Annotated in this window: 20 protein-coding genes; 8 read left to right on the forward strand and 12 right to left on the reverse strand. The window is 60.6% G+C overall.

The genetic code is table 11. The features are described 5' to 3' along the window. Positions 1-507, forward strand: a 507-nt coding sequence (locus FCU66_RS13620; RefSeq protein WP_168992220.1) for a LysR family transcriptional regulator substrate-binding protein, incomplete at its 5' end; no start/stop codon positions are given. A 214-nt stretch (positions 508-721) separates the two neighbouring features. On the opposite strand, the gene FCU66_RS13625 is transcribed toward FCU66_RS13620, so the two are convergent. Beyond that, on the reverse strand, positions 722-1291 hold the full coding sequence (locus FCU66_RS13625) for a hypothetical protein (RefSeq protein ID WP_136622612.1): 570 nt from the start codon (positions 1289-1291) through the stop codon (positions 722-724). Between the two features lie 443 nt (positions 1292-1734). On the opposite strand from FCU66_RS13625, the gene FCU66_RS13630 reads away from it, so the two are divergent. Further along, positions 1735-3030: a DUF5623 domain-containing protein gene (locus FCU66_RS13630; RefSeq protein ID WP_136622611.1), complete on the forward strand. Its 1296-nt coding sequence runs from the start codon at positions 1735-1737 to the stop codon at positions 3028-3030. A 138-nt stretch (positions 3031-3168) separates the two neighbouring features. Here the strand turns inward: FCU66_RS13630 and FCU66_RS13635 are convergent, their stop codons facing one another. The 4 genes from FCU66_RS13635 to FCU66_RS13650 all read right to left on the reverse strand — a co-directional run bounded on the left by FCU66_RS13635 (position 3169) and on the right by FCU66_RS13650 (position 12514). Beyond that, entirely contained in the window at positions 3169-6672 is a 3504-nt protein-coding gene (locus tag FCU66_RS13635) for a DEAD/DEAH box helicase (RefSeq protein WP_136622610.1), read from the reverse strand. Continuing rightward, positions 6659-7441, reverse strand: a complete 783-nt coding sequence (locus tag FCU66_RS13640; protein ID WP_136622609.1) for a HamA C-terminal domain-containing protein — start codon at positions 7439-7441, stop codon at positions 6659-6661. Before FCU66_RS13640 ends, FCU66_RS13635 begins: the two co-directional genes overlap by 14 nt. A gap of 215 nt (positions 7442-7656) precedes the next feature. After that, a complete protein-coding gene (locus FCU66_RS13645) occupies positions 7657-11004 on the reverse strand; it encodes a nuclease-related domain-containing protein (protein ID WP_136622608.1) in 3348 nt (1115 codons plus the stop codon). A 415-nt stretch (positions 11005-11419) separates the two neighbouring features. Then, positions 11420-12514, reverse strand: a complete 1095-nt coding sequence (locus tag FCU66_RS13650; protein WP_136622607.1) for a site-specific integrase — start codon at positions 12512-12514, stop codon at positions 11420-11422. Between the two features lie 124 nt (positions 12515-12638). Here FCU66_RS13650 and dusA point away from each other — a divergent pair, with 124 nt between their 5' ends. Next, positions 12639-13637, forward strand: coding sequence for a tRNA dihydrouridine(20/20a) synthase DusA (dusA, locus tag FCU66_RS13655; protein WP_136622606.1), 999 nt, complete (start codon positions 12639-12641; stop codon positions 13635-13637). Positions 13638-13647: 10 nt separating this feature from the next. Here the strand turns inward: dusA and FCU66_RS13660 are convergent, their stop codons facing one another. Further along, positions 13648-14352: a TIGR02281 family clan AA aspartic protease gene (locus tag FCU66_RS13660; RefSeq protein WP_136622605.1), complete on the reverse strand. Its 705-nt coding sequence runs from the start codon at positions 14350-14352 to the stop codon at positions 13648-13650. A 13-nt stretch (positions 14353-14365) separates the two neighbouring features. Further along, the gene (locus FCU66_RS13665) at positions 14366-14599 is read right to left on the reverse strand and encodes a DUF1289 domain-containing protein (RefSeq protein WP_168992219.1); all 234 of its coding nucleotides are present in this window, start codon (positions 14597-14599) and stop codon (positions 14366-14368) included. Between the two features lie 197 nt (positions 14600-14796). On the opposite strand from FCU66_RS13665, the gene FCU66_RS13670 reads away from it, so the two are divergent. Next, positions 14797-15795, forward strand: coding sequence for a nicotinate-nucleotide--dimethylbenzimidazole phosphoribosyltransferase (locus FCU66_RS13670; RefSeq protein ID WP_136622614.1), 999 nt, complete (start codon positions 14797-14799; stop codon positions 15793-15795). A 12-nt stretch (positions 15796-15807) separates the two neighbouring features. Here FCU66_RS13670 and FCU66_RS13675 read toward each other — a convergent pair whose 3' ends face one another. After that, a complete protein-coding gene (locus tag FCU66_RS13675; RefSeq protein WP_136622603.1) occupies positions 15808-17328 on the reverse strand; it encodes a sensor histidine kinase in 1521 nt (506 codons plus the stop codon). A 75-nt stretch (positions 17329-17403) separates the two neighbouring features. Between FCU66_RS13675 and FCU66_RS13680 the strand changes: the two genes are divergently transcribed. The 4 genes from FCU66_RS13680 to FCU66_RS13695 all read left to right on the forward strand — a co-directional run bounded on the left by FCU66_RS13680 (position 17404) and on the right by FCU66_RS13695 (position 19900). Then, complete coding sequence (locus FCU66_RS13680) at positions 17404-18024, forward strand: thermonuclease family protein (protein ID WP_136622602.1); 621 nt, start codon at positions 17404-17406, stop codon at positions 18022-18024. Positions 18025-18067: 43 nt separating this feature from the next. Further along, positions 18068-18679, forward strand: a complete 612-nt coding sequence (locus FCU66_RS13685; protein WP_136622601.1) for a glutathione S-transferase — start codon at positions 18068-18070, stop codon at positions 18677-18679. Continuing rightward, positions 18619-19299: a uracil-DNA glycosylase family protein gene (locus FCU66_RS13690; protein ID WP_136622600.1), complete on the forward strand. Its 681-nt coding sequence runs from the start codon at positions 18619-18621 to the stop codon at positions 19297-19299. Before FCU66_RS13685 ends, FCU66_RS13690 begins: the two co-directional genes overlap by 61 nt. 109 nt (positions 19300-19408) lie before the next feature. Next, positions 19409-19900 carry an Lrp/AsnC family transcriptional regulator gene (locus tag FCU66_RS13695; RefSeq protein ID WP_006205209.1) on the forward strand — a complete coding sequence of 164 codons (492 nt, stop codon included), beginning with the start codon at positions 19409-19411 and terminating at the stop codon, positions 19898-19900. A 27-nt stretch (positions 19901-19927) separates the two neighbouring features. Here the strand turns inward: FCU66_RS13695 and FCU66_RS13700 are convergent, their stop codons facing one another. From FCU66_RS13700 to FCU66_RS13715, 4 genes are read right to left on the reverse strand one after another with little or no spacing between them, the layout of a single operon-like run. Further along, positions 19928-20497, reverse strand: coding sequence for a DUF3299 domain-containing protein (locus FCU66_RS13700; protein WP_136622599.1), 570 nt, complete (start codon positions 20495-20497; stop codon positions 19928-19930). Between the two features lie 47 nt (positions 20498-20544). Then, the gene (locus tag FCU66_RS13705; RefSeq protein WP_136622598.1) at positions 20545-21126 is read right to left on the reverse strand and encodes a GNAT family N-acetyltransferase; all 582 of its coding nucleotides are present in this window, start codon (positions 21124-21126) and stop codon (positions 20545-20547) included. Further along, positions 21086-21790, reverse strand: a complete 705-nt coding sequence (locus tag FCU66_RS13710) for a DNA alkylation repair protein (RefSeq protein ID WP_136622597.1) — start codon at positions 21788-21790, stop codon at positions 21086-21088. The genes FCU66_RS13705 and FCU66_RS13710 overlap by 41 nt, the downstream gene beginning before the upstream one ends. Positions 21791-21799: 9 nt before the next feature. After that, positions 21800-22669 carry an NAD(P)-dependent oxidoreductase gene (locus tag FCU66_RS13715; RefSeq protein WP_136622596.1) on the reverse strand — a complete coding sequence of 290 codons (870 nt, stop codon included), beginning with the start codon at positions 22667-22669 and terminating at the stop codon, positions 21800-21802. Between the last annotated feature and the right edge of the window lie 37 nt (positions 22670-22706).

Raw genomic sequence — 22706 nt, forward strand, 5'->3', positions numbered from 1 at the left:
ATCGGCGAGCACATCCTGGCAGGGCGTGCCGAACTCGGTATCTCGAGGCTGCCCCTGGATCCAAGTCTGTTTGAGTGGGCGCCGCTTGGGTCGGCACGAAACGTATGCATCTTCCATCCCGACCACCGCTTTTCAAAACAGACCTGTATCGAGGCTCACGACCTGGCAGGCGAAACGATCGTTGATATCGATCCCCAGTTCGCCGCCCACCAAATGAACTTCAATGCCTTACGCTTCGCCGGCGTTGAGCCAGACATACTGGTAGAATTCGATTGCAACGGTCACGAAGTCGGATACGTTTCGGCTGGCCTAGGCATTTCGATAACCAATGAGATCATTGCGCGTGAATACGCGGCGTTTCACTTGGGAATAAGGCCAGTGGAGCCGTCCGCGCTCTATCACTACGTTGCGATTTGGCAGAAGGGCAGGACCTTCTCCAACGCATTGAATGTATCGCTCGAGGCGATCATCGCTGCGTTTTCCACGGAGCCGCCCGCAAGGGGTTGATAGGTATTCCTCAGAAAGCGCCAGAGATTGAGGTTTTATTGGCAGCTCATAGCGGATCGCACTTGCGCCGGCCAGGATGCCCTCGCAACCCGGATCGTGTGCAGGGTGTCCGGCTTGACATGCCGTAGGCGAGAACCCCGATGGAAACGTCATATGGTCGAATCAGGTCGATCGCCCGTGGCATCAAGACGTGGTACTTTGCAGGACAAGAACCCTACCGTTTGAATTCTCGGCGGATCGCTTCTGCTGCGTTCTTTTTGACCGATTCTGCATTTGACGCGCTGAGACCATTGTCCAAAGCGAGCTTGTGAAATTCATCCGCATACGTCGAGTCTTGCACCCGGTAGCTCCGGATGATCTCGCGTGTCCTTTTCGTCAGAGCGATGATGTCGGAGCCGCTAAACCACTCAGGATTGCCAATTTGTTTCTCAAACTCCTCGATAACCTGATCGGGAAGATCGGCACCATACAGGAAATATCGCAAGTACGGTTTGAAGTGTGGGTGCGTATAGGCCTCCGCACCAGATGAACCGTTTCGCGCGAACAAGTCTCTATGTGAGCCCTTTAACCTTCCCGAGTTCAACTTTGGGTCTGTCCAGTAGGCGATTCGGTGCTTCGGGATGGCGTCTCTGGCCACGAGGAGTTTCAAAAGTGCTAGGATTGGCTCTTTATTGGCAAGGTAGACCGCATGGCCATCTACGGCGTGAGGCACGTTCACTCGCAGGTCGATTCGATCAACAAGGGCTTGCTCATCTGCCGTTAGTTTAATGTGATGCCGGCTCATCAAAGCCTTTCCGTCTGTAAACCCCGAAGGCTCGTAACGTGCGGAGTACCTTCGCTCATTCATGTGTGCGAATCTCTGCCCCGAAGGAGCAGCCGGATGTCAGTATAAGCTGTCTGGCTGAAAGCTCCTAAAGACGAAGGAAAGCTATGCTAGGCCCCGATAAGACTTGAAGTCTTTACCTGCGGCGCTGCGACAAGATCTGCAGGGGCGGCTCTGCGGAGCGGTGAGTGCCCCGATATGTCGAGTCACTGGATTCCTCCGTCTCGCGATTGAACAAATTCACCTCTTGGCCTATCTTTGATTCGCTCTTGGCATGAGCATGGCACTCGCCGTTCCGAAGCTGCTGGCAGCGTTGCCCATATTCTCTGCAAACCTTTCAACACTCATTCGGGCTTGAAAGGCGGTTGGCGAGTGACGCTTCTGATCAAGCCGGGAGAATGATCATGTTGACTGGTGACGTGCGTCCTACGACGCTCGAAGGTGTAAAAAGTCTCGCTTCGCAACTGCGCAAGGAACGCGGTATTAAGCACGCGATAGCGCTCGATCTTGCGGCTCAGGCAGCAAGTTGCTCAAACTTCCGGAACGCCCAACGGTTACTTGTCCAAGGAGGGCAGGAGGCTACACGTCCGTATGTTCTGCTAAGCATTTATTGGTGCGATAAGGAGCAGAAATATGCCAGCGGGCGCGAGACTCTAAAGATCGAACTTTCGCGCTCAATCTTGGAAATCTGTGGGAGATATGCCCTTAAGAAGGTCCGGGGGTTCGGCAACCTTCGGATGGTCGCGGATGACCATTTTGTCTGCGATGCCCTGGCTCCCTCGCAAGCGTATGCCCGTGAGCGTCTATGTACGGCAGAGCGTTCGATCCGTTTCATGGAATACACCGGGTTGCGTCCTCCCCGAAGTTCTCGCGAAGCCCACCCTAAAACCCTGGCCCAGGACCAACTGCCAAATAGGGATCATGCCACCGCTTGGATCGACCCTACCAGCGGCCAATTCATTTTAGTCGACGAACCCTACGGGGACGCCCCTGATAAGATTAAGCGGTCTGCGTGGGCCGCTCGCACGGGCTGGAAGATCGTGAAGACTGCTTGGCCAGGGATGTACAGCCCTTACGATTGCGATCTCTACGTCGCGACGGATGCCAAATCTGGCTGTGATTTGGACGCCGTTGTTGCAAAAATTGAGGCCATGTCGGCACCTTTGGTCGCTGACAATTGGGCCGGGGAATCGTCTCCGTCATGGGATACGTTCGTGAGCCCGTTAGCCAAGACGGCCCAAGATGTGCGCCGAGCTCGGTGTCGCGGTACGGTCTATCCGAGTGCCAGCGCCACTTCCGTACCGTATTCCTACCGACTTGGCTCGACCCGGCGCCGGCCGGTCGGTGAACTTGGCATTGCCGGACATATCGAGGCAGGAAGCATCATCAAAGCGGTTCTGATCTCGCGTCATCGGCCCGGCGGGGTCCGGAATCGCTTAAGTCCGTTGCGCTCGACTTTGGAGGACTGGTTGGAGCTTGAAAGGCGTCGAGGAGAACTCGACGGTCCGGAGTTTTTCCAAGTCTATTATGGCGACACGGTCGCCAACAAAGACCACCTTGAAAAGGCGAAATCGCGAGAAGGTGTCATCTGGATACTTGGCGAATTAAAGGTGCAGCTCCAGAGGGCATATGCGGACTGCGCTCCGCTTCGCCGGCAGCTGCATCGCATTGAGATGTCGGTATCCCTGACTCAGAAATGAAGCCGAAAGGCAATTGAACCTCAGGGGGCAGCGTGCAAATCGCACGCTGTCGAGCTTTTGCTTGATCGGCTCGGATCCGTATCGCCGGTTACAGTTTTGAGTGACTGGATTTCTGAATCCGATCAGAAGGCATCTTATCTACGCATCGGCCGGCGGCCAGCCCAGTTTTCCACGGCCGACGCGCAAGGCATCCACCAGCCTAGTGTTGCCGGGTAATCGACCCGAGAAGAGGCTGGGTTTGGGATCGACGGCCGGCTTCTTGAACGCAGCGACCCGCTGGTAGTCGGGTGTCGAAAGCCAAGTCCGCCCATCCCCCTCGTCGGTGACGATCCGATAGAGGCCGGCGGGTGGGGCGGCCGCAATGTCGAGCAGGCGTTTATAGTGTTCGATCGACCACTTTTGGATGCCGCCGCTAAGGGCTTCGGTGCGGAAGCGCGCCCATAGCGCGGCGCTCTCGGGCGTGGGCCAGTTGCCAGCGTCGGTGTGGGCCGTAATCTCGTCGGATTCCAACCAAACTCGCATCTCAGCGGGCGTAACGAAGACAGGCTTGGCATCCTCGATTGCCGCCATGGCAGCGCGTCGGGACGGAAGGCCCGCGCGGATCAGCATCGCCATCATGAATTGCGGGACGCCGGTTTCGACCGCTGCAGCGGCGCCGCCCGCCACCGTGTCCGGCGTCCAGCCGAGGGACAAGCGGCGGGTACGGACAGCTTCCAGCGCCCAGACAAGACGATAGGTGAAGGCCTCTTCGACGGCCCGCATGTTCTGCGGTCCGATCTTGGAAACTTCCTCGCCGTTTACCCAGCTACGCAGGATGGCTTTCCAGTTTGCCGGCAGCGCATTGGCTTTATCAGAGATGAAGGGTCGCATGAACAGCAGTCGCCCGCCGAGACCACCGAGCGCGTCGACGAGTTCATCGATGTCGCCGCTGAGCGCCGCCTTGTCAGCCCTGTCTAGGAGTACGGCCAAATCGTCAGCCATGGCGTCGATCGCGAGGCCAGCTTCAAGCCCGACGCCCATGGCGAAATGTCCACGCCGCGCCTGCGCCGTGGTTGTCCTCCAAATAAGATCGGCGCGCGCCTCGAATACCTTCTTGTGCAGCGGGGCGACGTCCTCGTCTTCCCGGGCGATCTGGCGCGCCCAGAGCGATCCCTTGAGCGCCTCGTCCAAGAGCTTCGGCAGATCGGCGCGATCAGCATCAAGTGCTTCGATCAGGCCGAACACGGTCGCATCGAGGCGTTCGACGATTTGCGAGAGCGGCTCTTCGTCGATGGTTTCTTCCTCGTCGCCGCCGCCTTCCTCGTCGTCGTCGTCATCGGTGTCATATTCCACGCCGGCGGCCAGCCGCTCTGCGACCGCGGCTTCTTCCTTGGGTGATCTCCAGGCTTCGCGGGCATTGGCGAGATATTCCCATGCGTCATCGCGATCCAGGACACCCTCGCGCGACAGGCGCTCAAGGATCTCGGCGACAATCTGGATGAGGCCGCTTTTCAAAGTGCGCGCCTTTGCGGAATCGACCAGCTTCTTCCATTCCTTCTTTCGCCAGTCGATGTTGTCGAACATGACGTGGACGATAAGGCCTTCGACATCCACGAAGGCGCGCCCAGCGCGGCCGGCGACATTCGCGAACTCTTCGCCTTTGATCTTCTCGGCGGCCCGATACAACGCGGGCACCAAAAGCACGGCGGCGTTGAGATTAAGGCCCTGCGAGAGCGTCGGAGATGCGACAATGACCTTCAGGACCCCCTCGGATAAGAGGGCTTCCAGCTCGCGCAAGAACGGGCTCGGCAACCGTCCATGGTGGATGGCGACGCCCTGCTTCAAGCAGGCGACGGCGGGATGGTCTTCGCCCAGCCACTCCTTGCCGACCTCCAAGGCTCGAGCGATCGACGTCTCGTCCTCCAGCAGCGAGTCCAGATAGCCGCGCCTGCAGAGGTCCACGACCTGTTTCCCGTAGCTCTCGACCCAATTCGCTTGGGTCGAGAAGATGAGGGTCCGCTTGCCCTGGCCTGCAAACTCCCATGCCGCGAACAAGGCAAGATGTGAGTTCTTGCGCGGATAGGGCTTCTTCTCTTTCCCCCGCGCCGGTTTCTGCACGACGAATTTGTCGAGGAACGGACCATTGTCGTCGAGGTCGAGCCGGAGCAATGCGTCCTTGCCCCGCCAAGTAAGTGCGCCGAAGCGCTGGCGCGTAGGGCGCCAGTCGGAACGTACCGGCTCACCTGGTTCATCAGAGCGGATCCAAGCGGTGAGATCGTCAAGTTCATCGCCGCTTGGGAGGATGGCAGAGAGACAGACGATCCGGCGGTCCGCCGCATCAGCGCGCCGGAGCAGGCGTTGCACCAGCGTCTCATAGCGGATTTCACGCTCGCTCGGGCCGATCATGTGGCCTTCGTCCAGGACGATCAGGCCGACATCGTCGATCAGGGATGGGTCGCTTCTCAGCGCGAAGTCGAGTTTTTCTGGTGTCGCGATGATGATCTCGCGGCTGCGCAGTGCGTCTTCATCCCCAGCCGAAAGACCGCTGGCGCCGTAAAGCGAGGAGACGCTGAATCCGAGTGGCGCGAAGGTCTTTCTGAAGGAGCGCTCCGTCTGGGCGGACAAGGCACGCAATGGCGTGACGATCAGCACTCGGCGCGCCGACGACAAGGTCATCAACGCGGCGATCTCGGCCACCCGCGTCTTTCCGGCGCTGGTCGGCAGGGCAACGACAAGGTCGTCGGTGACGTCCGTGGAACGCCTGGCCGCCTCGCGCTGCGATGGCCAGAGCTCCACTTCGGACGTCTTGCGGGCGTAGAACGACGCGATAAACAATCGACGCAGGTCCGGGTATTTCTCCTCCGTCCCCTCGGGCGGCTCAGTCGGCAGGTTCTGGTGTAACGAGTGTTGCCAGAGATCGTCGATGAGATGACGGCATAAGTTTGAGATCCACCACAGCGGAACATTCTCCGCGTTGTCCGCCAGGCTGACCGCAGTGCCCAGCAACTCCCGTGCGTTTTCGATTGGCTCAGGCTCGCCCGTCTCCAACGCAAAGTCAAAGTACGCCAGAGCGCGGCAGATCGTTGTGTTGAGGATGGTCGATAGCACCTCGTCGATGTCCGGGTCTTCGCCAGTTAGCGCTTCGGCGAGCTGCCCGTCGCCGTGCTCTTCGTCGTCCAACCACTCGCGAACGAAGCCGCGCAACTGGTTAAGATCGCGCAGGATCAGGAGTCGGATCGCCATTTCACCCGGCGAAGCGTTGAGGTCGTCCACCGTTTCGTTGAAGAGCGAATAGGCGACGGCGGAGAAACCGGCCAGGTGGTATGCTGCGGCGGCGATGGTGCGACGGAAACCGCGGCGGGGCGACTCCGGGTCGCCATTGCGCACGAGAGCCTCGAAGGCATTGGCGGCGCGCTCAAAGGCTTTGCTGGTTAGATCCGACGAACCTGCCTGGGCACGGAGCGCCATAGCGCCTCGAAGCAGCGCGAACCCGTGTTCGGCAAGATCGGTTTCGATTGTCGCGCCGAGGGGCGGCGCACCCGGAGGCAGCACGCCATCTTCGCGCATCAGCGACCAGGCCGCTCCGCGGTAGAGAAGGCGCCCAAGGATGCCGTCAACCGTCGCGGCCGCCAGGAATCCGGTCAGCTCGTCAATCGTCTCCAAGATCTTCCGCCTCCTCGTAGATGGCTGCGATGAAGTCCTGGTGGTCCTCGACGTGGATGTTCACGACGTAATGGTCCCGGTTTGTCCCTGTGGCGTCGAGATCGTCCTTCAGCGATGCGTGAGGGCCATTGCCCGACACGGTGAAGAGCATGTGGTCGATGCGATCGGCGCGAAGGGATTTCAGGCCCACCTCATCGCGGAGACTCCGGCCCAGCGCGTTGTCGTCAGGATCGTTGCTCTCCAGCAGGCGATTGGCGACAAACAGTAGCGAGTCGGGCGTGCAACGGCCGCTATCACGATTGAGCACCTTACGCGCGCTCGTGATCGTGGCCTTCCCGAGCACCTTGTTGCTCTTGGCTTCGCCTTTGAGGAGCCAAAGCTTTTCGCCGGCCCCATCGTATCCGGCACCGATGAAGTCGTCGCCGCGCATCGCCATGTTGCGGCCGTCCTTGTAGCGGAGCCGGCGCACAGGGACTCGCAGGCCAATCTCTTCCTCGACCAGCTCGGTCGCGAGAATCTCCCCGAGATCGCCGGATCGGCCCCTTGGGGTCTGCGGCATCGCCTCGCTGAGGATTTTGGCGGCAACCTTGAATCCAAGCCGATTCACATCTTCGGCGATGCGTTCGAGGCGATCATAGTGCGAGCGGATAGTCTCAGCCAGGCCATCCCGAATCTCGTCGCGGCCACCTTCTTTCTCGACATAGGTCCAGTAGCGCTTGCGCTTGTCCTTTTCCTTGGTCGCTTCAAACCACTTTTCGTATAGCCCCACGTTTCCCCTCAATCATCGTCTTTCAGACGACGACATATTGCTGCTACCAGGCTGTAAGTGTCACCTCGAAGATCTAGTGTGAGGTTGCCTGACCCCGGCTTTATATTCAAGCGCGGCTATCGACGTTTGACATTATAATAATCAGGAATATCAAAGCTCATATTGTGAGTACTTGCGAGAAGTCGCTCCTGAAGTGAGCAGGCGATAACGGTTTTCTATAAGGCCGGATGGGTCAGCCTCTGGTGAGGGCTCTCTTCAATTCTCTTGATCGCCCGCACCGCCACGTGCCCGTAGCTGGGATGAATTGACCATGCCCGAAGCATCTGAATATCGGTGGCGTCGCCAACGTTCCCTAGGATCGCAAGCGCTTTTTTCATTACATCATCGATCATGAAGAACTCGAAATATCCCGACTGACGTTTTGGCTGTTCCAGGGCCGCGCGGTAAATAGCGGCGATTTCATCAGGGAAATCCTGGGCCAATGATGTGACCACCGGCTCTGAACCCGGAAGCCGTTGGGCACTTTCCTCGAACAGGTGGCCGGCACCGGAAAACTCGCCGATCACGGCCGCGGCCACTCCGTCTTCATGCCGTGACAATGTTGCAAGTGGCCCAGCGCATTTAAGTTTGCGCTCGGCCCTCGGAAGATCATCGCGGTTCAGCCAATAGATGATCGCGCCGCAGGCCAAAAATGCGCAATCTGCCGGCGACGCTGTTTCCGCCGAGTGATCAGGCAAGGGGTAATGCAACCGTGCAAGCGCCGCATGCGCCATTTCGAAGGTACGAACCACGTCCTGCATCATTACTTCCTTTTTCGGTGGCAGGGCCGTCCATGGTGCGATGGCGGGACCGGCAGCTCGGTCGCCACATGATGCAACTTCCGCAAGCAAGGATGCCGAAAACATCGACTGGCGGTCGACATCTTGCGCCGCTAACAACAACAAGGTTTTGCGATCGTCGCCTGGCAAAGCGCGCCACACTTCGCAATAGGCGCCATCATAGGGATGGTCGAACTGGCAGCTCCAGAGAGCCGCTGCGACACCGGCCATCAACGGATCATCGCGGTTGGCCAGCACGGCTTCGATTTCGCGCTTAACACTTGCGACATGCTCTTCCTGGTCATTATCCAACGCGCCGAGAAATTTCAGCGCATCGATCATGCCCGTTGAATCGAACCCGTTATTTGTGGGTAGCAGATCGTGGATGGCATCAATCAGGGCCTGACGTTCGTCATCGGTTAGAGCATGCGCGCTCATCCCGGCTGCGTGCATAAGTGCCATCCGCAAATGGCCTGCTGCCTTTGCCCAGAGCCGACTCAGGATGGCCGGCAAAAGGGTGCCGACTGAAGGAGCGTCCCGCTCGGAATATCTGTCCAGTTCGATAAGCAAACCAACTTGGCCGGGGCTTAAGGTTTCCGAACGCAACCGCTCGAAGAGATTTGCCTCAGCCGCGACTTTCGGCCCGTCATAGAGGTGCCCGCTATGCAGAGGGCCGCAAAGTAGCGCAAGGCCAATATCGTGCCCTGCAAACCCCGTGTAACTCATTGCATAGAGGCTACTTCGCAGGCCCAGCTTGTATTTCCTGGCCTCATCGAGCAGCCTGCCGTGTTCCTCGGTGAGCCGCGTATCCATCTTTGCGATCAGATCCAAAACCTGATCAAGGCGTCGCCCTGTTACAAGCTCACGCGCGATGGCCGCAAGAACTGCCCGGTCCTGCTCCGTCCAGTCCTGCAGTGTCTCTGGCCTTGCCTGAACACTCCTGGCAAACTCTTTCGACACGTCGAACCGCACCGTCTCAATTTCTTGTCCGAGCCGCGCAAGCACCTCATCGCAGCGCGTGTTCGCCCAGCGCTCGGCGTCCCTACCGAATTGCCCCGCCAAGCAGGCACTCACCACCCACGCATCGGAGAGGTTGGATAACACCTGCCTGCGAAAGCGGTCATCATCGATGGCACCCAGCAGGAATGGCTTCATTTCAAGATACCGCGGGTGCCGCAATGCCAGCCCCACTGCATCCGGATCATCGCCCGCGCGCCGTAGAATCGCTTCGGCGGCAAACACGTTCAGGAACATTTCGTGGCTGAAGCTCACCCGGTCGCCATGCCTGTCCAGAAGTTTCGCCGCCTGAAGCGTCTGCAACAGGGCGCCCGCAACGCCTTCTCGATCCGACAAGCGGTCAAGCTCCCGAACCGACAGGCTGAAACTAACTCGGTCGGTCATTGCTCCCGCAATGCGAGACAAGGCGCGGATACCATCCGAAGCAGCTGAGCCAAGCCGCTCACGCACATAAGCATCGAACAGGCCATATTTGGTGGTTCCGGCAAGGACGCTTCGTCCTAGCTGCCCGACCATCCTGGCTTCGAGGCCGCTTCCCACCATTTCAAGAAGGCCAGACAACGCTTCCGGCCATGCGCCGCCTGATGCGTTCCGGGCAATTGCTTGCTTCGTTTCGACATCCGGTGCTTGCACCGTGTAGGTGGAAGCAGGCAAGAGATCCCCGCGCTCAAGCTCAATCCTGCTCGACACGACCGTGATTGAGTTATAGCGCCGAACGGCCGCTGCAATGCTTCGGGTCAGGCGCTGCCGCTCCGATGGAGTGCACTCGTTGTAGCCATCGACCACAAGAACGAGACGCCGATCCAAGAGCCGAGCAGCGGACAGCAAGGCGGCCGCTGATTGTGCGTTGAGCAGCGTTGCCTCACGATTTGCTACATCGCGCAAGTTCCCTTCGAAATCCTTCGCCGGAATGACGATCGGTATGTAACCATGGCCGAGCGCGAAGAGAGCGGCCTTGTACGAGAGAAGGCTTTTGCCACAGCCGGAGTCGCCCGCCAGCAGGACGTTACCGTCCGCTATAACTCGTTCGACAATAGCGTCCGACGAGACCGCTTCGCCATCGCGAACGCACCGTACCGGGACCATCTCAGACGCGGCTGGGCCGTAGGTGCGCGAGAATGCGTCCCCATATGCCAAGAGCAGCCGTTCCGCATGGAGCAGTTCCGGACTTAAGGCTGCCTCAAGTGAAGGGACCGCGATCAATCGGTGATGGGCCGCAAAGGCACGCCATTGATCTAGAGACCAGCCACGGTTCGCTGCCGAGGTGATGAGCTCGGGCAGCGCACTAAGGCCGCCAACCGCAATTTTGAAATCACCGCTCGGAACTGCCGAACCGGCCGGGATAGCAGGAACGAAGACCAAGGCGGCATCGGGGTAGGGGACAGATGCCTCTGCAAATGCCGCCATCGCGTCGCGGAGCGCATTTTTCTCGCCAAGGGTTTGTGCGTAGAGGTTGGGGATTTCTTTCCACTGGCCGGACGCCAATTGTACATGCCACGTGCCGTTTTCGCCGCCACGCACGGCGGAACTGAATCCCTTGGATTCAATAACGAGAGCGCGTCGGTCGAGGCCGATAACGAGATCAATTTGCCGGCCGCCAAAATTCACGTTGGCAAGGATAACCGCTGGGATGCCATATGCCGACAGGGTCTCAACCGCGCGCACCAGGGTAGCCCGTTCCGATGCGTGCTCTATAGGGGTGCCAATGAAAATTTTGATAGAGGTCATTACCTCATTATGCACGAAACAGGGCGGCCCTCATCGGAGATCTATGTTGCTAATGGCAGCTGTCATTAATGCCAAAAGGCTCGTTTCCGTTACACAAATCCGTGCACAGTCGAGAAAAAATGCCAAATATTGCTTTGCAAACAACGAGATGCACAAAGGCCATTATTTCAAAAGCAGCTCGATCGTAGCCGCGACCGTCGATCGGAGGCGTGCAACGCCGCCGAGATAGCGAATCTGATACGCCACTCTCGGCAATTATGCAGCCCTCGCCGCTTGGATAGCGTGAAGCATTTCCGGCTGAGATGCGTATATCAACGCAACATCTTCCAATCCTTGCGACCGTGACAACATCGCTCAATCCTTTCTGGATTCGTCGGTGTCCTCCTAGCAACGGCGGATGTCTGGCAAAGTGGCTTTAGACGATTGCTTGCCGCAACTCCGTATTTGGCGGTGTCTGTTGAAGCCTCGCCGCGATCACATGAAGTTGCTCCGGCCTCAAATGGGTATAGCGGCGTAGCATCTTCCAATCCTTGTGCCCGGTGACCATCGCGACCTGCTCGATGGTGAAGCCAGCTTCGAACAGGCGGCTTGTGCCTTCGTGACGCAGGTCGTGAAAGTGCAGATCCTCGATCCTAAGTTCATGACAGGCACGTCGAAAGGCGGTTCCGGCCGACTTCCCATTGTAGGGGAAGATGCGTCCCTTTCCCTCAGTGGAGAAACGCTGCTCTTCGAGGATCGCGCGGGCGTCGTAACCACTCACATCGAGGAGTGGGATACGCATGTGATTGCCCTTCTTGTGGCGCGGGTCCTTGCGATCTCGTATCAGCAGGGTGTTGTTGCGGTCGTTGAGGTCCTCCCACGTGGCGTTGCAGATTTCCCCGAGCCGCATGGCGGATGCGATCGCAAAGCGGATGATCTTGTCGACGGGGATAATCTGGAAGTTGTTTCCTCTGAAGTATCGGATCAGGGACTCTATCTCGTTAAGCGTCGGTCGCCGATCGCGCTCGTTGCCCTTGCCAACAAGACCCAAGCGGGTGAGGGCGACACGACCAAGTTCCACCGGCTCCGCTGAATAAGGCAGTCCATGCACAGCCGCGCCGTGCACCAGCAATGTCCGGACGTACCCGATGTCTATTCCAACGGTGACAGGTCCGGCGCCTTCCTCGGCTCGTTCCTTTCCGAACTTGATGACTTGTTCGCGACTAAGATCCGCGATGTTGAGCCTTCCGAGCCTGTCTCGTAGCAGGTCTAGGCTGAATGCCTTCGAACGCCCGATCACCTTGCCAACTTCCATCATATCCGCGATATGCAGGTCGATCAGGTCGGAGACCGTTTTGATCCCGTCCTTGTGCTTGGGAGCAGGCTTCTGACCCAGGTCGATTTCTCGCTCAATTCGGCGCGCCCACATCTCGGCGTCCTTGCGGAGCGAGAAGCTGGTGGTGAGGTAGTGGCCCTTGCAGCGAACCTGCACACGCCACTTGCCGGAAGCCAACTTGTTGATGGATGCCATGGTGGTCTCTTTTTCGTGCACGCTGTGTGCACAGGGAGGAGTACAAAATGCGAAAACTGACGGATATCGTGTCGTACAAACGGCGAACGTGTGCACGTTTTAAGGCCCTGAAAATACGAGAAAAATCGTGATAAATCAAGCTCATAGGATTTCCGTTGCGCCTATGATGGATTGGACGGACCGGCATTGCCGGTTCTTCCACCGCCAGCTGACGAGCCGTGCGCTGCTCTACACCGAGATGGTGGTGGCCGATGCGGTCATCCACGGCGCTCGCGAGCGGCTGCTCGGCTTCGATGCGGCGGAACATCCGGTCGCCTTGCAGCTCGGCGGCTCGGATCGCGAAAAACTTGCCGAGGCGGCGCGCATCGGCGAAGCTTTTGGCTATGACGAGATCAACCTCAATGTCGGCTGTCCGTCAGACCGCGTCCAGTCGGGCACGTTCGGCGCATGCCTGATGAAGGTGCCGGACCTCGTCGCCGGCTGCGTCGCGGCGATGAAGGCGGCGGTGACAATTCCCGTCACCGTCAAATGCCGCATCGGCGTCGACGAGCAGGATCCGGAGCCGGCCCTCGATTCGCTGGCGGATGGTGTTTTCGACGCCGGCGCCGACACGCTGTGGGTGCATGCGCGCAAGGCGTGGCTGGAAGGGCTGAGCCCCAAGGAAAACCGCGACATCCCGCCGCTCGATTATGGCCGCGTCTATCGGCTGAAGGCCAGAAAACAAAACGAATTCATCGGCATCAATGGCGGCATTCAGTCGATTGAAGAGGCGCGGGCGCATCTCGATCATGTCGACGGCGCCATGCTTGGCCGCGCTGCCTATCACACGCCCGGCATTCTGGCCGGCGTGGATGCCGCCTTCTACGGCGCCAAGCCCGAGGCGTTCGACTTCGCCGCGCTGATCGATGCCATGGCGGGCTATGCGGCACGCCATATCGAGCAGGGCGGGCGGCTTGGCCATGTCACGCGTCATATGGTCGGTCTGTTTCACGGCTTGCCCGGCGCGCGCCGCTACCGCCAGATCCTGTCCACCGACGCGAGCCGGCCCGGGGCCGGACCGGACGTGCTGAAGACGGCTTTCGCAGCCGTCGAGTTCGGTGGAGCAGCAGCCGAAGCGGCTTGAGCTTCGGGGATCAATCCCTGAGGATCATGCGGTCGCCGCGCACATCGAAGCCCGACAAAGAACTGATGAAGTTCATGCCGAGCAGGGATTGGCTGAGCATGCCGGGTGCGGCGATCATCACCGGCATGTCCCTGCGCATGATGCCGCCGATCTCGATCTGATCGGTTTTCGCGGCCGCGGCGCGCGCTATGCCGTTGGCGGTCGAAACCGGTATGGTGTAGTTGAGCGCCGCTGGATTGAATCCGGCGGCTTGTGCGTCTTCGGACGTCAGCACGGTGCTGGTCGCGCCGGTATCCACCACGGCTCGGACCGGGTTGCCGTTGACCAGGATGCGCGCTTCGAAATGGCCGTTGTCCGCCATGTCGAGCGTCACCGTGGCGTGACCGTCTTCGACACCCAGCGCCAGCGGGCTGCCGGGAACAAGGCCCGCGGTCACGCGGCTGGCGACATCCTGCAGTTCATAGCGATACTGGTAGCCGGCGATCAGCGCGAGCGCGATGGCCGCCCAGGCGCCGAGGTTGCGGGCCATGGCGCCGAGCGGCCTGCCCGAGCGAAGCAGGCCGGCGCCGATGAGGGCGCCAAAGGCGCCGAGCCAGATCAGCCGGCTGAAATCATAATTCTCGACGCCAAGCGTGCTGCCGGCGGAATCGTTGAGCATGAGCAGGACTGCTCCCACCCCGATCGCGGCCATCAATATCCAGAACAGTCGGCTCATCCGCGTGGTCGCCTCACGAAAGCGCGTCGCGTTCGCGCGCCATGCGGGTGCGGCGCGTTTCCCGGCGCGGCCGGCGCTCGACCGTTTCCAGCCGGGCCGGCAATTGCGCCATGACGGTGCGGCGCGTTTCCGGCGTCATCCCGATCCAGGTGCCGATTTCCTCGCGCGTGCGGCCGCACCCGAAACAGAAGCCGGTTTTCATGTCGATCGAACAGACGAGGATGCACGGGGATTCGATGGCCGTCATGACTTTCTCTTGGGCTTCCAACCGGAATCCCTTGTTCCATCTCCACATGGTGCAACGGCAATGCCAATGCAAGCCCTCGCGATTGCGCCCTTGGCGGCCAGCTTTGCGGCAAATGCAGGACCATGATCCAGGAGGTTGTGCCAACCACGCAAGGCGGCTATGCCGCTCACCAACTCCAGGGAATGATCGCCAACGTGATGACCAGCGCACTGCCTTTCGACGATTTTCGCAACCTGCTTGCCGGCCTGCCGCCGGCCGACACGGCAGCCGAAACCCGCGTGCGCACGCTGTTTGCCAAGGCCGACAAATCGGGCAATTCACTTGGCCGCATCGAGGATATCGCTGCGTGGCTGGCCGCCTGGAGCGGGCGGGCTCCACCCGCGGTGACAAGACCACTGATGGCGGTCTTTGCCGGCAACCACGGTGTTGTCAGGCACGGCATTTCGCCACGGCCGGTGGCGGCGACCGCCAATGCGGTCGAGCTTTGCGCTGCCGGGGGTGCCGCGATCAACCAGATCTGCATCGCCAACGATCTCGGGCTGAAGGTTTTCGATCTTGCCCTGCATATCCCGACCGCCGACATCACCTGTCATGCCGCACTGGATGAGCGTGGCTGCGCCGCCACCATGGCCTTCGGCATGGAAGCGATCGCGGGCGGTACCGATCTGCTGTGCCTGGGCGATCTTGGCGTCGGCAACTCCACCGTCGCTGCAGCCCTGTTTGCGGCGCTGTTCGGGGGCAGGGGCGTCGACTGGGTCGGCCCGGGGTCGGGCGCCGATGCGGTGATGCAGGCACGCAAGGCGGACGTGGTCGATGCGGCGCTGGCTTTTCACGGCGGCCATCTCAGCGACCCGCTCGAGGCGCTGCGCCGGGTCGGCGGCCGTGAGTTCGCGGCGATCGCCGGCGCCATCCTTGCCGCGCGGATGCAGAAGATTCCGGTGCTGCTCGACGGGCTTGCCGCAACGGCCGCCGCAGCGGTGCTGCATGCCGCCAACCCCGCCGCGCTCGATCATTGCCTGCTGGCCAGCCTGTCGCCGGAGCCCGCGCATGCCCGGGCTGCTCAACGCCTCGGCCTGCGCCCGTTGCTTGATTTGGGCATCAGCCATGGCGAAGGGGCAGGGGCCGCCCTTGCCGCGGGTCTGGTCAAGGCTGCAGCGCTGACCAGCTCGGGCATGGCTGCGGCGGTACGCGGTTAGAGTCTTGGCGTATCAGCGCCGCCGAGCTGCTACTGCTGCTGTCGGCAGCGCGGGCAATTCCTCCATCACCCGGCTCAGCGGGAAGATGGCGATCGCCTCTGTCCCTTCGCGCAGCTTGGAATGAAGTTCGAACTCGCCGCCATGCATGGCAAGCAGGCCTTGCACGATCGGCAGGCCAAGCCCGGTGCCTTGCTCGGCGCTCTTGATGGCGATCGAACCCTGGCCGAAGGCTGAGAGCACCACCGGGATTTCGTCCTCCGGTATGCCCGGGCCATTGTCCTTGATCGACATGTATTGCCCGCCGCCCGCCGTCCAGCCGACGCGGACGCGGATTTCACCGCCGGTGGCGGTGAATTTTATCGCATTCGACAGAAGGTTGAGCGTGATCTGCCGCACCGCCCGCTCGTCGGCGAATAGGCGTGGCAACTGATGCTCGAAATCCTGGACGACGCGGATATCCTTGTTGCGCGCCCTCAGCTCCATCATGTGACAGCAATCCTCGACGATGTTCAGCAGCATCACCGGCTCTTCATTGAGCTGGTAGCGGCCGGCCTCGATGCGCGACAGGTCGAGGATCTCATTGATCAGATCGAGCAGATGCTGGCCGGATTCGTGCACGTCGTGGGCGTAGTCGCGATAGGTGGGATTGCTCATCGGTCCCAGCACCTCGTTCGACATCACCTCGGAAAAGCCGAGAATGGCATTGAGCGGTGTGCGCAGCTCGTGGCTCATCGAAGCGAGGAACCGCGATTTCGCCAGGTTGGCGTCTTCCGCCCGCCGCCGCGCCTCGTCCGACATCGATTTCGCCGTCTCCAGTTCGGCGATCAGCGCATCCTTTTCGGAGCGGAACGACAACACCATCAGGGACGAGCGGTTGAGGTGACGGGCCACATAGGCAAAGAAGGGCAGCGACACGACCAGCAGCCCGGCCATGATCGCCTCAACCGGCATCCATAGCTTGAAGCCGGCATAGGCGTAGAACGCCACGGGAACGGCAAACGTCGCCAACAGCGCCCCGCTCAGAGATGAGGTCATCACCGCGGTCGCCGCCATGGCGAACAGCAGCACCACGGCCTTGACCAGCTGGAACTGGTCGACCTGGCAGGCGCCGCAGCCAAGCCAGACGAACCATGCCCAGCCAAGGCCGCAAAGGAAATGGCAGATCAGGAATTCCCGTCGTGTTTGCAAAGGGTTGAGGTCGGAAGCTTCCGTGCGTTCAATGCGCCGCGCCATGAAGGCGACGATGGTGTAGCAGGTCAGCGTGAACAGCGCCCAGAGGCCGATCTCGTTGCCGACGCCGGCCAGTCGGCCAGCAGCCGCGATCGCCAGGATGAGAAGCGGGATGGCGATGGCGCCGCTTGTCATCGCGCGGGCGTGGAGCTTCAGCAGTTCGCGATCGAAATCGGGATTGCCGGCCTGCTGCGAAAGACGGTCACGCGTCTTGCGCACCGCGCGCGCCACATCGCTGTTGCGATGAGGTTTCCTGCGGTCCACAATGAACTTGTCCGCTGTGTTCGAGCGTTGCAAGGGCATCAAAACTTCAATTTATGCGAGCAGCGGTTTCCAAGTGTTAAGCTACGTTCGAATGATTAACCAACCGTTTGCCATATGAGCCGATCTTGGTCGCCGAGGCCGCGCCGGCGATACGTTGCGCCACCCAGAAGCCTGTGGCGCCGGCTGGTGGATTACGGGCTTACATCAATCATTCTCGGATTGCTGATTCTGCTGGCGGCCCGCCTCGACCGGGTTGAAACCCGCAAGACGCAAGGCGTGGCAATCATCAACGACGGCGATTCGATCACGCTTGGCACTGAGCGTATCCGCATGCGCGGCATCGATGCTCCGGAGTATACGCAGACTTGCCGCAGGAATGACGCCGACTATCCCTGTGGCACGCTTGCGCGTCAGTCGCTCGTTCGCCTGATCGCGGGCAAGCCTGTCTCCTGTGCCGGCTGGCAGCGTGACCGTTATGGCCGGCTGCTCGGCGACTGCACCGCCGGCGGCAAGGATCTCAACCGCGCGCAGGTCGAAGCGGGCTGGGCGGTTGCCTATGGCGACTTCGAGAGCGAGGAAGCCATCGCCCGCGCGGGAAAGGCCGGCATCTGGGCGGGTACGTTCGACCAGCCGCAGGACTGGCGCGACAGCCATCACGGCGAAGTCGTCGAGAGAAAGCACGGCACACTGGCGTCGATCGGCGATGCCGTGCGCGAGATTTTTCGCTTCTGGTGATACGCATCTTGGCACTTGATCGAGAACGAATGGGAGGATGGATATGAAGCTCTTCGACGGCGGGCGGGCGCCCAACCCACGGCGGGTCCGCGTTTTCCTCGCCGAGAAAGGCATCACGGTTCCACAGGTAGCCATCGACATGGGGGCACTGGAGCACAGGCAACAGGCGGTCAGCTCGCGCAACCCCTTGCAGCGTCTGCCGGTGCTGGAGCTCGACGACGGCACTGTCATCACCGAATCCGTCGCCATCTGCCGCTATTTCGAGGAACTGCATCCGGAACCCGCTTTGTTCGGGCGTGGCGCACTGGGCAAGGCGCAGGTCGACATGTGGCAGCGACGGATGGAATTCAATTTGCTCAGCTGCGTTGCGCAGGCCTTTCGTCACATCCATCCAGCCATGAAGGAATGGGAAATCCCGCAGATCCCCGAATGGGGTGAGGCCAACAAGCCGAAGGCCGTTGAGTTCCTCAGGCTGCTGGACGTCGAACTGGGCAGCCGGGAGTTCATCGCCGGCGACAGCTATTCGATCGCCGATATCACCGGCCTGATCGCTGTCGACTTCATGAAGCCGGCACGCATCAAGGTGCCGGATGAATGCGCAAATGTGTTGCGCTGGCATCGGGCCGTCTCCAGCCGACCAAGCGCATCAGCCTGAGAATGACTGTCGAACTCGAAAGCTTCACTGCGACGGTCCGCGCTTGCCGCATCTGCGTCGAAAACCCTGTCGGCAAGCCGTTGCCGCACGAACCACGCCCGGTGTTGCGACCCTCGTCCAGGGCCCGCATCCTGATCGCCAGCCAGGCGCCGGGGACCAAGGTGCATCTATCTGGTATGCCGTTCACCGATGCCTCTGGCGACCGCTTGCGCAGTTGGCTTGATGTGACCAGCGACGAATTCTACGACATTGAAAAGTTCGCCATCGTGCCGATGGGGTTCTGCTTTCCCGGCCAGGACGCCAAGGGCGGGGACTTGCCGCCGAGGCGCGAATGCGCGCCGGCCTGGCGCGCGCCTTTGATGGCCTTGATGCCACGGATCGACCTGGTGCTGACGATCGGCATCTATGCGCAGTCCTGGCACATGGGTGCGGCGCGCCGGCCCTCGCTGACGGAAACGGTGATGGACTGGCGCGCCATCTGGGAGAGCTCCGTCGGCCTGAAAGTGCTCCCGCTACCGCATCCATCGTGGCGCAACAGCGGCTGGCTGAAGAAGAATCCATGGTTTGAAATGGATTTGCTGCCTTTTCTGCGTTCGGAAATCCGCTATCGCCTCGGCTGACCTTTCAGCAAGAAATCACTCGCTTTTCTATCAATTGGCAGAATTTCTTTCTTGTGAAAGGCCGAAATAAGGGGGAGTATAGCCAATCTATTCCCCCACGGAGCAAAAAATGGACCGCCTTGATAGAAAAATCCTCCGCCTTTTGCAGGAGGACGCGACACTCGCGGTCGCCGATGTCGCCAAGAAAGTCGGGCTGTCGACGACGCCTTGCTGGCGGCGCATCCAGAAGCTCGAGGAAGAGGGCGTCATCAAGCGGCGCGTTGCCATTCTCGACCATGAAAAGGTCAATGTGCGCGTCACCGTCTTCGTGTCGATCCGCACCAATTCGCACAGCCATGAATGGCTGCGGCGTTTCTCGGAAGTCATCCAGGAGTTTCCCGAGGTGGTCGAGTTCTACCGCATGAGCGGCGACGTCGACTATCTCCTGCGCGTCGTGGTGCCCGACATTGCCGCCTATGACGCCTTCTACAAGCGGCTGATCGCCAAGATCGAAATCCGTGACGTGTCGTCGTCCTTCGCCATGGAGCAGATCAAGTACACCACGGAAATTCCGCTCGACTACATGGTGCTGGACAAGGAATCGGGTGCCAACGCTGCCTGAGCTTGACCTCACACAAGGTTGCCCCGCTTAGTTCTTCTTTTTGTTGAGGAAACTCCAGGGCGAGTTCACCGGCAAGGTGATGGTGTCCGGCACGCTGTCGACGGCGGCTACCTCTGCCTTGCGCACCGTGTAGCCGGATTGGATGACGCTGACGCCATCGAGAATGAACAGCTGGCTCTTCTCCATGTCCGGCTTCAACGCCCCGGTGATGGCGACCGGCTGGTAGGCTTCCGACATCTTGTAAGGGTGAGCCGGCGTGACCAGAACGATCTGGTTGGGCGGCGGCGTCGGCATGCGGCTGCAGGCACCTGTCCACGGCACCAGTAGAAACTGATAGACAAGGTCGCCGTCGCGATCGACGGGCAATGCGTAGCCGGCTAGCTGAATGCTTTTGTCCTGCAGGTTGAGGGACAGCGTCTCGCCATGGTCGGGTAATTTTGCCGCGATCATCGGCAGCCCGACGTTTTCGGCGGCGGATTGCGTGGCCGGGCGCAGATCCTTCCAGAATATGTGCGCGGTCTCGGCCGAGGCATCGACGGCAGCGGACACAAACAACGCAGCTGCGAGCACTATGGTTGATCTGATAGGGTTGCTCATTGGCCGCGTCCTTTGAAACTGGAGTAAAGACGCCGCTGCCAACGACGTCAACGCTCGAGCCGCATCACATGTCGGCGAGAACCGGCCATGCCTGTCTCGTGGAAGCCGCGGGCGGCAAACATGTCGCGAAAGCCCATGAAACTGTAACTCGGCGACGCCTGATCGACCGGGTAAGCCTCGATCGTGCTGGCGCCCTTGGTGAAGGCGTGATCTATCGCCGCGTCGAGCAGCGCCGACGCCAGCCCGCCGCCGCGCAAGGCCCTTGGCACATAGAAGCAGACGATCGACCACACGCCGGTCTCGCTGTCGTCCTGCTGCCGGGAAAGCCGGCGATAGGTCTGGCGCGGCGCAACCGAGCACCAGCCGACGGTTTTGCCTTCAATTTGGGCGACGATGCCGACGGGTGTATCGGCCTCGATGAGCGAAATGATGGCCCGTTTCTTCTCCTCGTTCGGGACATGCTCGCGGCTGGGAAGGTTGCGCCATGCCATGCACCAGCAATATTTCGGCCCGCCCGGCTGCTCGAACAGGTTTTCGAAGTCGGCGCGTGTCGATCGCGTCACCTCCGAGAAGCGGATTTCCGCTCCGTCAGCCTTTCCTGGCGGCGATCCGCGCGAGCGTCTTGGCATTGGTCAGTTCCCTCACTGCGTCCTTGCCGACCCAGCGCGCCGTCTTGTCGGTCGACTGCGCCAACCGTTCGGCGACAGCAAGGGCAGCGCCGTGCATATCCATCGATCGTTTGCCGATTGAGCGAAGCGCCCAGTTCACGGCTTTCTTCACGAAATTGCGGCTGTCGGTGGCATGCGCTTCGATGGTCGGCAGGAAGGCGAGGAAGGTCGTCTCCGGCTCTTTCTTCCGGTGAACGACAGACCAGGCCATCATGGCAAAGGCCGTGCGCCGAACGAATTCCCGCTCGTCGGCCGCGAACTCGCCGATCAGGTCTTTCCAGGCGTCCGTATCGACAAAGAGATCCGAGACGCCATCGACGATGTCCCAGGAGTCGAAACTGGCCGCCCATCTTCTTGCATCTTCAGCAGAAAACCGCTGCGGGTCAGCTGTGACGGAAGCGATGAATTGCGCCTCCATGATGCCGGTGTCCCATAGCTCGAAGGCGCGCTCGTGGTTGCGTTTGATCGTCCTGGCAATCTGCCGCTGCATGCCGTGCGAGATGCCAAGCGCGCGGTCGATCTTGATACCGTAGCGCAACATGCCGAGGCGGTTCTCCTCCGAGCCGATGGCGCGCAGGTGGGCGACAATTTCTCCGGCACTGGATTGAGGCGAGAGCGCTGCCACCGCGGAAACCTATTTTTCGAGACGCGCCAGCAGCGAAGACGTATCCCAGCGCTTGCCGCCCATCGCCTGCACATCCTTGTAGAACTGGTCGACAAGTGCTGTCACCGGCAATCTGGCGCCATTGCGGTCGGCTTCAGCCAGGCAGATGCCGAGATCCTTGCGCATCCAGTCGACGGCGAAGCCGAAATCATATTTGCCGGCATTCATCGTCTTGTGGCGGTTCTCCATCTGCCAGGAACCGGCAGCGCCCTTGGAGATGACCTCGATCACCTTTTCGATGTCGAGCCCGGCCTTCTTGCCGAAATGGATACCTTCGGCCAGGCCCTGGACAAGGCCGGCGATGGTGATCTGGTTGATCATCTTGGTGAGCTGGCCGGCACCGGCCGACCCCATCAGGCCGACCATGCGGGCATAAGCATCGATGACGGGCCTGGCCCTGTCGAAAGCGTCCTGCTCGCCGCCGACCATGACGGTCAGCACGCCGTTCTCGGCGCCTGCCTGGCCGCCGGAGACCGGCGCGTCGAGAAATGAAAAACCGCCGGCTTGCGCCGCCGCCGCCAGCTCGCGTGCGACCTCGGCCGAGGCCGTGGTGTTGTCGATGAAGACCGAACCCTTCTTCATCGATTTGAAGGCGCCTTCAAGACCCGTCGTCACCGAGCGCAAATCGTCGTCATTGCCGACGCAGGAGAAGACAAAATCCTTGCCCTCGGCGGCCTGCGCCGGCGTCACCGCCAGGCTGCCGCCATGCTGGCCAACCCATTGCTCAGCCTTGGCCTTGGTGCGGTTGTAGACGGTGACGTCGTGGCCGCCCTTGTTCTTCAAGTGCCCGGCCATCGGATAGCCCATCACGCCAAGACCGAGAAATGCCACAGATGCCATGAGCTTGCCCTTCAGAAACGGAATTTGCTGCGAAAGC

Source organism: Mesorhizobium norvegicum (assembly GCF_004919685.1).
GTDB classification, from domain to species: domain Bacteria; phylum Pseudomonadota; class Alphaproteobacteria; order Rhizobiales; family Rhizobiaceae; genus Mesorhizobium; species Mesorhizobium norvegicum.

What these genes read in the sequence shown, in the direction of transcription:
- FCU66_RS13705 (WP_136622598.1), bottom strand. Translation starts at nt 21,126, where the DNA reads ATGCCAAGACGCTCGCGCGGATCGCCGCCAGGAAAGGCTGACGGAGCG.
- FCU66_RS13645 (WP_136622608.1), bottom strand. Translation starts at nt 11,004, where the DNA reads ATGACCTCTATCAAAATTTTCATTGGCACCCCTATAGAGCACGCATCG.
- FCU66_RS13670 (WP_136622614.1), top strand. Translation starts at nt 14,797, where the DNA reads ATGACCAGCGCACTGCCTTTCGACGATTTTCGCAACCTGCTTGCCGGC.
- FCU66_RS13665 (WP_168992219.1), bottom strand. Translation starts at nt 14,599, where the DNA reads ATGACGGCCATCGAATCCCCGTGCATCCTCGTCTGTTCGATCGACATG.
- FCU66_RS13660 (WP_136622605.1), bottom strand. Translation starts at nt 14,352, where the DNA reads ATGAGCCGACTGTTCTGGATATTGATGGCCGCGATCGGGGTGGGAGCA.
- FCU66_RS13685 (WP_136622601.1), top strand. Translation starts at nt 18,068, where the DNA reads ATGAAGCTCTTCGACGGCGGGCGGGCGCCCAACCCACGGCGGGTCCGC.
- FCU66_RS13630 (WP_136622611.1), top strand. Translation starts at nt 1,735, where the DNA reads ATGTTGACTGGTGACGTGCGTCCTACGACGCTCGAAGGTGTAAAAAGT.
- FCU66_RS13650 (WP_136622607.1), bottom strand. Translation starts at nt 12,514, where the DNA reads ATGGCATCCATCAACAAGTTGGCTTCCGGCAAGTGGCGTGTGCAGGTT.
- FCU66_RS13680 (WP_136622602.1), top strand. Translation starts at nt 17,404, where the DNA reads ATGAGCCGATCTTGGTCGCCGAGGCCGCGCCGGCGATACGTTGCGCCA.
- FCU66_RS13690 (WP_136622600.1), top strand. Translation starts at nt 18,619, where the DNA reads ATGCGCAAATGTGTTGCGCTGGCATCGGGCCGTCTCCAGCCGACCAAG.
- FCU66_RS13675 (WP_136622603.1), bottom strand. Translation starts at nt 17,328, where the DNA reads ATGCCCTTGCAACGCTCGAACACAGCGGACAAGTTCATTGTGGACCGC.
- FCU66_RS13625 (WP_136622612.1), bottom strand. Translation starts at nt 1,291, where the DNA reads ATGAGCCGGCATCACATTAAACTAACGGCAGATGAGCAAGCCCTTGTT.
- FCU66_RS13715 (WP_136622596.1), bottom strand. Translation starts at nt 22,669, where the DNA reads ATGGCATCTGTGGCATTTCTCGGTCTTGGCGTGATGGGCTATCCGATG.
- FCU66_RS13700 (WP_136622599.1), bottom strand. Translation starts at nt 20,497, where the DNA reads ATGAGCAACCCTATCAGATCAACCATAGTGCTCGCAGCTGCGTTGTTT.
- FCU66_RS13695 (WP_006205209.1), top strand. Translation starts at nt 19,409, where the DNA reads ATGGACCGCCTTGATAGAAAAATCCTCCGCCTTTTGCAGGAGGACGCG.